9 protein-coding genes and 1 tRNA gene are annotated in these 10,460 nt (G+C 55.9%); 9 read left to right on the top strand and 1 reads right to left on the bottom strand.

Going from position 1 to position 10,460, the window contains the following annotated elements:
* Nucleotides 1–912 (top strand): DNA polymerase III subunit delta (gene holA, locus AB7E65_RS09690; protein ID WP_428745781.1); only part of this gene is annotated, 912 nt, incomplete at its 5' end.
* A 93-nt stretch (nt 913–1,005) separates the two neighbouring features.
* Here the strand turns inward: holA and rpsT are convergent.
* Nucleotides 1,006–1,269 carry a 30S ribosomal protein S20 gene (gene rpsT / locus AB7E65_RS09685; RefSeq protein WP_072287458.1) on the bottom strand — a complete coding sequence of 88 codons (264 nt, stop codon included), beginning with the start codon at nt 1,267–1,269 and terminating at the stop codon, nt 1,006–1,008.
* 272 nt (nt 1,270–1,541) lie between these two features.
* Here rpsT and murJ point away from each other — a divergent pair, with 272 nt between their 5' ends.
* From murJ to pheT, 8 genes are all read left to right on the top strand, one after another.
* Entirely contained in the window at nt 1,542–3,128 is a 1,587-nt protein-coding gene (gene murJ / locus AB7E65_RS09680; RefSeq protein ID WP_428745780.1) for a murein biosynthesis integral membrane protein MurJ, read from the top strand.
* Between the two features lie 126 nt (nt 3,129–3,254).
* A tRNA-Val gene (locus AB7E65_RS09675) sits at nt 3,255–3,329 on the top strand.
* Between the two features lie 72 nt (nt 3,330–3,401).
* Nucleotides 3,402–5,312 carry a threonine--tRNA ligase gene (thrS, locus tag AB7E65_RS09670; RefSeq protein ID WP_072287460.1) on the top strand — a complete coding sequence of 637 codons (1,911 nt, stop codon included), beginning with the start codon at nt 3,402–3,404 and terminating at the stop codon, nt 5,310–5,312.
* 11 nt (nt 5,313–5,323) lie between these two features.
* Nucleotides 5,324–5,839 (top strand): translation initiation factor IF-3, encoded by a 516-nt coding sequence (infC, locus tag AB7E65_RS09665; RefSeq protein WP_072288157.1) that lies wholly within the window; start codon nt 5,324–5,326, stop codon nt 5,837–5,839.
* A gap of 110 nt (nt 5,840–5,949) precedes the next feature.
* Nucleotides 5,950–6,147, top strand: coding sequence for a 50S ribosomal protein L35 (gene rpmI, locus AB7E65_RS09660; protein ID WP_072287461.1), 198 nt, complete (start codon nt 5,950–5,952; stop codon nt 6,145–6,147).
* Between the two features lie 110 nt (nt 6,148–6,257).
* Nucleotides 6,258–6,614 (top strand): 50S ribosomal protein L20, encoded by a 357-nt coding sequence (gene rplT / locus AB7E65_RS09655; protein ID WP_072287462.1) that lies wholly within the window; start codon nt 6,258–6,260, stop codon nt 6,612–6,614.
* A gap of 114 nt (nt 6,615–6,728) precedes the next feature.
* The gene (pheS, locus tag AB7E65_RS09650; RefSeq protein ID WP_072288158.1) at nt 6,729–7,745 is read left to right on the top strand and encodes a phenylalanine--tRNA ligase subunit alpha; all 1,017 of its coding nucleotides are present in this window, start codon (nt 6,729–6,731) and stop codon (nt 7,743–7,745) included.
* 40 nt (nt 7,746–7,785) lie between these two features.
* Nucleotides 7,786–10,200: a phenylalanine--tRNA ligase subunit beta gene (gene pheT / locus AB7E65_RS09645; protein ID WP_428745779.1), complete on the top strand. Its 2,415-nt coding sequence runs from the start codon at nt 7,786–7,788 to the stop codon at nt 10,198–10,200.
* Nucleotides 10,201–10,460 lie beyond the last annotated feature (260 nt).

The raw sequence follows: 10,460 nt of genomic DNA, 5'->3' as shown, positions 1-10,460 counted from the left end.
ATTATCGAGCAGACGGTTCCTGCCGAGGCGCGCGATTTCAATCTGGAAATATTTCATGGCAAGGGCTGTCGGGTTGCCACTGTGCTGGATGCGGCCCGCACCCTGCCTGTTTTCAGCCCCCGTCGCCTGGTTATTGTCCGCGATCTGCATGCCTTGCCGGCCGATGAACTCGACCGGTTTGTCGATTATCTCAAGGATTCCGTGCCGGAAACCGTTCTGGTTTGCACTGCGGAAAAAATCGACGGACGCCGCAAATTTTATCAGGTTTTCAAAAAAAGCGGTGAACTGGTCGAGTTCAAAAAGCTTTATGAAAACCAGATACCTGCATTCGTTACCGCGCAGGCGCGGGATGCCGGTTACGGTTTCACCGAGGAAGGCCTGGCCCTTTTCTGCACCAGGGTTGGAGTCAGCCTTCAGGAAATTCATGGTGAAATCGGCAAATTGCGCAATTATCTCGGCGTTCGCAACGTGGCGGAAGCGGCCGACGTCATGGCCGTGGTGTCCGATAGCAGGGTCGGCAGTGTTTTTGATCTGGGCGATGCCTTGGGGAAAGGGGACTGCGCTACCGCCTTGAGCCTGCTGCATCGGTTATTGGCCGATGGCGTCGCGCCGCTGCTGATTCTGAATATGATTACCCGTCATTTTCGTCAGTTGTGGAAGGCCCATGAGTTGCTGCTGCAACGTGTGCAGGAAAAGGAGATCGCCCGGCGCATTGGTATCAACCCCTATTTTCTCAACGCGCTGCTGGCTCAGGCGCGGCGCATCCCCGGGGATGCATTCCGGGGTGTTTTTGAAGCACTTCTGGAAACCGATCTTGCTCTTAAATCCTCCGGGTCTTCCGATGCCGCCGTGCTTGAGATACTGGTATTCAGATTAACGCCGGAGGGTGTTTCCCGGCAGGGTTCGTCATGACCGGTTTCGCCAGGGTTGTGACGACACCGGTATCCAGAAATGAAAAAGGGGCCATAATGGCCCCTTTTTCCTGTGCTTTTCCGGGATATGTTTTCAGCCCAGGGTGTTAATCAGTTTGGCCAAACGCGAGATCTTGCGGCTGGCGGTTGCTTTGTGAATGACGCCCTTGGTGGCTGCCTTGTCGATAAAGGGTACGGCGCGCTCCAGGGCGGCCTTTGCTTCATCCTGGTTACCGGCGGCGACCGCAGCCCGAACCTGTTTGACAAAAGTGCGCATGCTGCTGCGAATATGCGTATTGCGGGCGTTGCGTACCGCGGCCTGACGGTTTCTTTTCAGAGCGGATTTGTGGTTAGCCAAGGTGTTCCTCCGTTTCGGGATTCGATGGATAGTGGTTTGGGGTCGATAGCGTATCAAGTGCCTGTTGAACAGTCGCGGATGCTGCTCTGTTCTGTCTAAGCGGCGATACGCAAGGTCTTATAGCACCGGGCGACTCAATAGTCAAGTTAATGCAGTATAACATAAACAAAAAAAGTAGTTCATTTTCAGAGTATTACGCTGTCATTGAGCAGGATTAACGTAAAATAATCCCATTTGGTGCGTCGGCGGATCATCGGGGTGGGCAGATTTATATGAGGGAGAAAACGGAAATAGCCAGAGCGACCGGCATCATGGGGATTGCTACAGCCCTCAGCCGGGTCTTCGGGTTGGTGCGCGATGTGGTGGTGGCCCGATTGTTTGGCGCCGGTTTTGGCGCCGACGCTTTTTTTATGGCCTTCACCATCCCCAATCTGTTGCGGCGATTTTTTGCGGAAGGTTCCCTGACCGCAGCCTTCGTTCCGACCTTTTCCCGGGTCCATCATGAGCAGGGGGCCGATGAGGGACGCAGGGTCGCCAATATCTGTCTGACCCTGTTGCTGCTGGTCATGACGGGTGTTACGCTGTGCGGTCTGCTGGCTTCTCCCTGGATCGTCCGTCTGATCGGATACGGATTCAGCGAGATTCCCGGCAAGCTGGAACTTACCAATTTTCTCAACCGGCTGATGTTTCCCTATATTTTCTTTGTCAGCCTGTTGGCTTTGATTACCGGTGTTCTCAATGTGCTGGGGCATTATTTCTGGCCGGCGGTATCGCCGGTACTGCTGAATCTTGCGATGATTGCATCGGCGGTGCTGCTGGCCGGTTCCTTCGATGCTCCTGTAACGGCGCTTGCCATCGGGGTGTTGATTGGCGGCTTTCTGCAGCTGGTCATACAGTTTCCCGTTGCCAGGCGTTACGGGTTGCGGTTTCGCCCTGATTTCCATTTCCGCCATCCGGCCGTGCGACGTGTGGTTCGTTTGATGCTGCCGGGTCTGGCCGGGGTGGCCATTTATCAGATCAATATCGTTGTGACAAGGCTGTTGGCTTCGTTTCTTGCCGAGGGCAGTGTCTCCTACCTTTACTTTGGCCAGCGGCTGTTCGAGTTCCCCCAGGGTATCTTCGTGGTCTCCCTGGCCCAGGCGGTTCTGCCCGCCATGAGCCGTCAGGTTGCCATCGGGGATCAGTCCGGTTTCAAGGAGTCGCTGCGTTACGCGCTGGTGCTTATCTGTCTGGTGACCCTGCCTGCCGCAGCCGGCCTGGTGCTTTGTTCGGTGCCAGTTTACAGTCTGTTTTTCATGCGTGGCGCCTTTTCCTACAATGATGTCCTGCAGTCGGCTCTGGTTCTGGCCGCCTATGCCCCCGGTCTGCTGTTCGCGGGGGTGAGCAGGGTAGTGGTGCCGAGTTTCTATGCCATGCATGATACACGCACTCCGGTGTGGGTTTCGTTCTATACCCTGCTGGTCAATGCGGCCCTTGGTCTTTTGCTGATGCGGTTTTATCAGCATGTAGGGCTTGCGTTGGCACTGACCTTGTCCAGCGTATTCAATTGTTTTGTTCTGTTGTTTCTGCTGCGGCGAAAATTGGGCCCCCTCGGGTTGAAACATGTGCTGCGGTCCATGCTGCGCATCGTGCCGGGGACTTTGCTGATGGCAGTTTTCGCCTATGCGGTGCTGTATAACGGGCAATGGCAGGTGCCCGGCTCCTTCTGGCCCAAACTTTTGCGCCTCGGAACGGCCGTGATTGGCGGTTCCGGGATCTTTTATGCCGTATGTCTCTTCATGCGGGTGCCGGAAGTATCTCAGCTCGCCGGCTTTATCCGCCGCAAGACACGCTGGAAGCGCGAGGTCCGGAAAGGTTGAAGCCTCCGGGTCCGATAGCGGTGCAACGGTTTGTTCTTTATCCGAATTTTTTTTGCTGCTATGATGCGAAAAATATTGACATGGGTGCCCGCGTTTTGATATTACTGTGCCCCGTCGCTGATTTGTAGGCACGTAGCTCAGTGGGAGAGCACTACCTTGACACGGTAGGGGTCGGCGGTTCAATCCCGCCCGTGCCTACCATACTCTACAAACACCGCGCGCAACGAGGCATCTTCGGATGCCTCTTTTTGTTCGCGGAGAAAGTGAGCGGTCATGATTGAGGTCGAATTGCCGGACGGTTCCAAGAAAGAATTCCCTGAAATGACCACGGCCGGCAAGGTGGCGACCGAGATCGGTGCCGGGCTTGCCCGCAAGGCGGTGGCGGCCCGTTTCAATGACCGCATGGTTGATCTGGCCACGCCGATCAACGAAAGCGGCCGGCTGGAAATTATCACCCTTGATTCGCCTCAGGGGCTCGAAATCTACCGGCATACAACCGCTCACCTGATGGCTCACGCAGTCAAGGATATTTACGGGGACAAGGTTCAGGTCACCATCGGCCCGGCCATTGAAAACGGCTTTTATTACGATTTCTACTGCAAGGAACATACATTTTCGCCCGAGGATTTCGAAAACATCGAAACCCGGATGCAGGAGTTGGCCCGGGCCGACCTTCCCATCCAGCGCGAAGAGATGACCCGGGACAGTGCCATTGCCCTGTTTCGGGAGATGGGGGAGCATTACAAGGTTGAACTGATCGAGGATCTGGATGCTCCGACGGTTTCCCTGTACCGCCAGGGTGATTTCATCGACCTCTGTCGTGGCCCCCACTTGCCCTCGACCGGTTTTGTCAAAGCCTTCAAACTGACCAGCGTGGCTGGCGCCTACTGGCGCGGCAGTGAAAAAAATGCCATGTTGCAGCGCATCTATGCCACGGCATTTCCCGATAAAAAAGAGCTTCGCACCTATCTGGCCAAGCTGGAAGAAGCGCGAAAGCGAGACCATCGGCGCATAGGACGTGAGCTTGACCTGTTTTCCTTCAGTGAGGAAGCCGGCGCAGGACTGGTGATCTGGCATCCCAAAGGAGCCTTGCTGCGCACTCTGCTGGAAGACTTCGAGCGTCGCGAGCATTTGCGTCGCGGTTACGATATCGTCATGGGGCCGCAGATTCTGCGCACGGATTTGTGGAAGACTTCCGGTCATTTCGACAACTACCGGGAAAACATGTATTTCACCGAGGTGGACGGGCAGGGCTATGGCCTGAAGCCGATGAACTGCCTGGCCCACATGATTATTTACAAGTCGCGGCAGCGTTCCTACCGTGATCTGCCGCTGCGCTATTTTGAGCTGGGCACGGTGCATCGCCATGAAAAATCGGGTGTGCTGCACGGGTTGCTGCGCGTGCGCGGTTTTACCCAGGACGATGCCCACATACTCTGTACCCCTGAACAGCTCGATGCTGAAATCAAAGCGGTTCTGGAGTTTGTGCGCGACGTGATGGCGATTTTCGGTTTCGAGTACGAACTTGAAATTTCCACCCGTCCCGAAAAGTCGATCGGCAGTGACGAGGACTGGGAGCGTGCCACCAACGCTTTGATGAATGCCTTGAAGGATTTGCAGCTTCCGCATGACATCAATGAAGGGGACGGCGCATTTTACGGCCCCAAGATCGACGTCAAACTCAAGGACGCCCTTGACAGAAGATGGCAGTGTGCTACAATCCAGTGCGATTTTACCCTGCCTGAGCGTTTCGATCTCACTTATGTCGGCAAGGATGGTGAGAAGCATCGGCCAGTCATGCTGCATCGGGTTATCCTCGGTGCCATCGAACGGTTTATCGGCGTCCTTATCGAACATTATGCCGGTAGCTTCCCATTGTGGCTTTCCCCGGTTCAGGCCACGGTGATCAATGTAACCGATCATCAGGCCGACTATGCCGAGAGAGTCACCAGGGCTTTGCGTGACGCCGGCGTGCGTGTGCAGTGCGACCTGCGGAACGAAAAGCTTGGCTTCAAGATCAGAGAGGCCCAGGTGGAAAAGATCCCCTATATGCTGGTTGTGGGAGACAAGGAGATGGCGGATGGTACCGTGGCTCCGCGCTTCCGCACCGGTAAAAACCTGGAACCCATGAGTCCTGAAGACTTTGCACGGTTTGTTCAGGAAGAGTGCGATCAGTATCGTTAGGAGGTGCTACCATAGCTAAGGAAGAAGCGCGCGTTAATCGCGCCATTCGAGCGAAGGAAGTCCGTGTCGTCGATGATGAAGGTGAGATGCTTGGGGTCATGAGCGTCAACGAGGCGTTGCTGGCCGCCGAAGGGCGAGGTCTCGATCTTGTCGAGGTTTCCCCCAACGCGACGCCGCCTGTTTGCCGCATTATGGATTACGGCAAATACAAGTATCAGGCGAGCAAGCGGGCTGCGGAAACCAAAAAGAAATCCGCGCGTGTCGACATCAAGGAAGTCAAGATGCGGCCCAAGACGGAGGAGCACGATTTCCAGGTCAAGCTCAGGAACGCTGTGCGTTTTCTCGAGGACGGCAACAAGGTTAAAGTGACCGTCATGTTCCGTGGCCGCGAAGTCACCCATCCTGAATTCGGCATGGATCTGATGAAGCGTGTTGCCGAGGAGATCGGTGAAGCCGGACAGGTAGAGATGACGCCGCGCATGGCGGGACGTTTCATGACTATGGTAATCGCACCGAAGAAAAAATAGCCAAACAGGCCGGTCGTTGCAGCGCCGGATGATCCTGTGGTCCCGTTCACGGCCCTGTCGCGTCATATTGCCGTGCGGGGGTGCAGCATGACATTAAGGAGAACCTTTCCATGCCTAAAATCAAGACCAATCGTGGTGCCGCAAAGCGTTTTCGCAAGACCGGCAGCGGTAAAATCCGTCGGAACAAGGCTTTTACCAGCCACATCCTGACCAAGAAGTCGACCAAGCGCAAGCGTGTTCTGCGCCAGGGTACGCTTGTCGCCAAGACCGACGAAAAGAATATCAGCCGTCTCATTCCCTATCTGTAGCACGGGGTTGGCGGGGGTCATGTTTAAGACCGTGAACTGAGGGGAAATGTCTCCCCCTTCAGATCCGGCAGCGGAATTTTCCGCTCATTACCATCACAAGGAGTAGTTACATGCCCAGAGTTAAACGTGGATTCAAAGCGAGACGTCGTCGTAACAAGATTCTGAAGCTCGCCAAAGGTTATCGCGGCGCCCGGAGCAAATTGTTTCGCAGTGCCACCGAGGCCGTTGATCGTGCGCTGAATTACGCTTTTCGCGACCGCCGCGTCAAAAAGCGTGATTTTCGCGCCCTGTGGATTGCCCGCATCAACGCTGCGGCCCGTGAAAACGGCCTTTCCTACAGCCGCATGGTGTTCGGTCTGAAGAAGGCCGAGATCGCATTGGACCGCAAGGTCCTGGCGGAACTCGCTGTGGCGGATCCGGCCGGTTTTAGCGCCATCGCCGACAAAGCCAAAGCCCAGCTTCAGTAAATTGACAAAGATGAGAAAAAAGAGATGGGGCCGGGCCTCATCTCTTTTTTTTTGCGAGGCGGATTGCTGATGCATTCCGCCTTTGGGGTTTTCTACGAACGGACGGAACGGGATATGAGAGAAAAACTTGTTGCCATGCTTGATCACGGACGCCAGGCGTTTGAGTCTGCCAACTCCGCAGCCGCCTTGCAGGAAATCCGGGTTCGTTTTCTTGGAAAAAAGGGCGAGTTGACCTCTATTATGAAAGGCATGGGACAGCTCAGCGCCGAGCAGAGGCCTGTGATCGGTGCGCTCGCCAACGACGTTAAAGTTACGCTGGAAAAACTTTTCGAAGAACGATCCCGACTGGTCGGCGAGCTTGAACTTCAAAAGCGCCTTGCGGAAGAACGCATCGACGTTACCCTGCCGGGGCGCCGATCCATGGGTGGCAGCAAACATCCCGTAACCCTGGTTATCGAGGAAATCGCCGCGATTTTCTCGGCCATGGGGTTTGCCGTAGCGGAAGGTCCCGAAGTTGAACAGGATTTTTATAATTTTGAAGCCCTGAATATGCCCAAGGATCATCCGGCGCGGGATATGCAGGACACTTTTTATATCAACGACGACGTTGTGCTGCGCACGCATACGTCGCCTGTGCAGATCCGCACCATGCTAAAACATGCCCCGCCGGTAAGGGTTATCGCTCCGGGAACCGTATATCGCCGTGATTCCGATCTCACGCATACGCCGATGTTTCATCAGGTTGAAGGCTTTCTTGTCGATCGGAACATTTCCTTCGGCGATCTGAAGGGCGTGCTTACCGCATTTTTATCGCAGATTTTCGGCAAAGGGCTGCAAGTGCGTTTTCGGCCGTCTTTTTTTCCATTCACGGAGCCGAGTGCCGAAGTCGACATTCAGTGCGTAATGTGTAAAGGGCAGGGGTGTCGCGTCTGCAAGGGATCGGGATGGCTTGAAATCCTTGGCAGCGGCATGATCGATCCCGAAGTGTTCAAGGCCGTGGGGTACGATCCTGCCATTTATAGCGGGTTCGCTTTCGGCATGGGGGTAGAGCGGATTGCCATGCTCAAGTACGGGGTCAATGACCTGCGCCTGTTTTTCGAAAACGATGTCCGCTTTCTTCGCCAGTTTTAAGGCCTGCCGCGCCTAATTTTTTTCTAAAAGGATCGCCGTTATGATCGTTACCTATAATTGGCTGAAAGAATATGTCGACTTCGCGTTGGAGCCCGAGGAGCTGGCGCACCGGCTTACCATGGCCGGTCTTGAAGTGGATAGCATGGAACGCATCGGCTACGGGATGGATAGTGTCGTAACCGCTCGCCTGCTGACCGTCGACAGGCATCCCGACGCGGACAAGCTGACCGTTTGTCAGGTGGATTATGGCCGTGAAACGGTGCAGGTCGTGTGCGGTGCGCGCAACCATAAGGCTGGCGATCTGGTTGCCCTGGCCACGGTCGGTACCGTATTGCCCGGGAATTTCAAAATCAAAAAATCCAAAATTCGTGGCATCGAATCCTGCGGCATGCTCTGCTCGGAAAAAGAGCTGGGTCTTGCCGAAGCATCGGATGGGATCATGATCCTTTCCGATAGCTGTGCTCTCGGTCAACCTGTTTTCGATGCTCTTGGGCTTAAAGACGTCCGCTACGAGTTGGGACTGACGCCCAACCGTCCGGATTGTCTCAGCGTATTGGGGGTGGCTCGGGAGGTTGCCGCCATGACAGGGCGCCCGTTGAATATTGCCCAGCCCGCTTTGGCGGAAGGCGGAGATGAGGCAGCGGCCTGCACTTCGGTCACGATTGAGGACCCCGATGCCTGCCCTCGCTATGCGGCCCGCTTGATTCGCGGAGTCAAAATCGGGCCTTCGCCCAGCTGGCTGGTCCGTAAACTGGAATCGGTGGGACAGCGTTCCATCAACAATGTTGTCGATGTTACCAATCTTGTCCTCATGGAGTTGGGACATCCGCTGCACGCCTTCGATTTTCAACGACTTCGCGAAGGGCGGATCGTGGTCAAAAAGGCTGCCGAGGGGGAATCGTTCCGCACGCTCGATGGTGCTGCCCGGCAGTTGTCTGGCAACGATCTGGTCATAGGCGACGGGCAGGGTCCCGTAGCCCTCGCCGGGGTGATGGGCGGCGAGAATTCCGAAGTTGTTCCGGAGACCGCCGATATCCTGCTTGAGAGCGCTTATTTCAATCCCGTGACGATTCGTCGCACCAGCAAGCGGCTTGGATTGCGCACCGAGGCCTCTCACCGTTTCGAGCGCGGCTGCGATATCGCCATGGTCCCGGTGGCTCTGAACCGGGCGGCGGCCCTTATTGCTCAGGTTGCCGGCGGCCAGGTTAGCCGTGGCATGATCGATATGTATCCGCGTCCCCTGACCCAGCGCAAGATCGTCGTTTCGGTGCGTCGCGCCAATGAAATTCTCGGGCTCGATCTGAAACTCGAAGACATTCACGGGCATCTGTGTTCCATCGGGCTGGAAGCGCACCCGGCCGAAGAGCGGCACAGCGAGTCCCTGGTAGTGACCATACCTTTTTTCCGGCCGGATCTCGAAAGGGAAATCGACCTTATCGAGGAAGTGGCAAGACTCAACGGTTATGACCGCATTCCCGTAACCATGCCGGCTGGCCGTATGGTCTGTCATATGCCGGCTGGCCACCACAAGGGAGTGTCGCGTCTGCGCGATGCAATGGTTGCCGCCGGATTCAGGGAACTCGTCAATTATTCCTTTGTTTCCCCCGAGTCGTGGGACCGCATCGGTCTGGCTGCCGGGGATCCGCGCCGTGAGGCGGTCCGCATCCTCAACCCTCTGACCGAAGAACAGTCCGTGCTGCGCACCAGCCTGGTTCCGAGTTTGCTGGAAACGGTTGCCCGCAATCTCTCCTATCAGAATCAGGACCTGAGCTTGTTTGAATTGCGGCCGGTTTTCCTGCCGGCAGCCAATGAAACGCTTCCGGCCGAGAAATGGCGCCTTTGCGCTGTTGTTTGCGGTCGTCGGGAACCGGAAGGCTGGGCGCAAAACAATCAGAAAGTGGACTTCTACGATCTTAAGGGGGTGGCGGAACAAATTCTCGAGATGTTCAATGTCGGCCCGGTAAGCTGGGACGCGGAGACTGTCGAGAGCTACCTGCACCCCGGAAAAGCCTGCTGCTTGCGGAAAAACGGTGACGTATTCGGTTCTGTTGGCGAAGTCCATCCAAAGGTTCTGGCTGCCTTTGAAATCGATCAGCCGGTGTTCCTGCTCGATCTTGATTTCGAACAAATGCTTGCCGCGAAGAGCCGTGGAAGTGTCTTCAGTGCATTGTCACGTTTTCCGCAGGTTGCCAGGGACAGTGCCTTTCTGGTTGATGAAAATCTGTTGTTCCGGGATGTCCAGGAAGTGCTGGACAAGGCCTGTGGGCCTCTGGTGGAGGAGTGTGTGCTGTTCGACCTATATCGCGGCAAGGGCGTGCCGGACGGCAAGAAAAGTCTCGCTGTCAGGGTCCGATATCGCAGTATCGATCGCACCTTGACGGATGAGGACATTCAGAAAGCCCATGACAGGATTGTCAGGGCGCTTGTGGATCGGCTGGGTGCCGAACTCCGCTAGTTTCCATCCGGAAGCGGCCCTTTTCCGCTGTGGCGGCGTCAATCCGCAGGTTTGCTTGTGCGGCGTACCGATGTACGCCTCCGCGCAAACCTTTGATTTCCTTGCCACAACGAAAAATTGCTCGCTTCCCATATGGAAACGGCGCTGTGTTCATTTGCGCTTCCGGATAAACACCCGCTGGTTTCCATCCGGAGGCGGCCCTTTTCCGCTGTGGCGGCGTCAACCCGCAGGCTTGCTTGTGCGGCGTACCGATGTACGCC

The organism is Syntrophotalea sp., assembly GCF_050253115.1.
GTDB classification, from domain to species: domain Bacteria; phylum Desulfobacterota; class Desulfuromonadia; order Desulfuromonadales; family Syntrophotaleaceae; genus Syntrophotalea; species Syntrophotalea acetylenica.
This window is presented reverse-complemented; position numbering and strand designations above follow the sequence as displayed.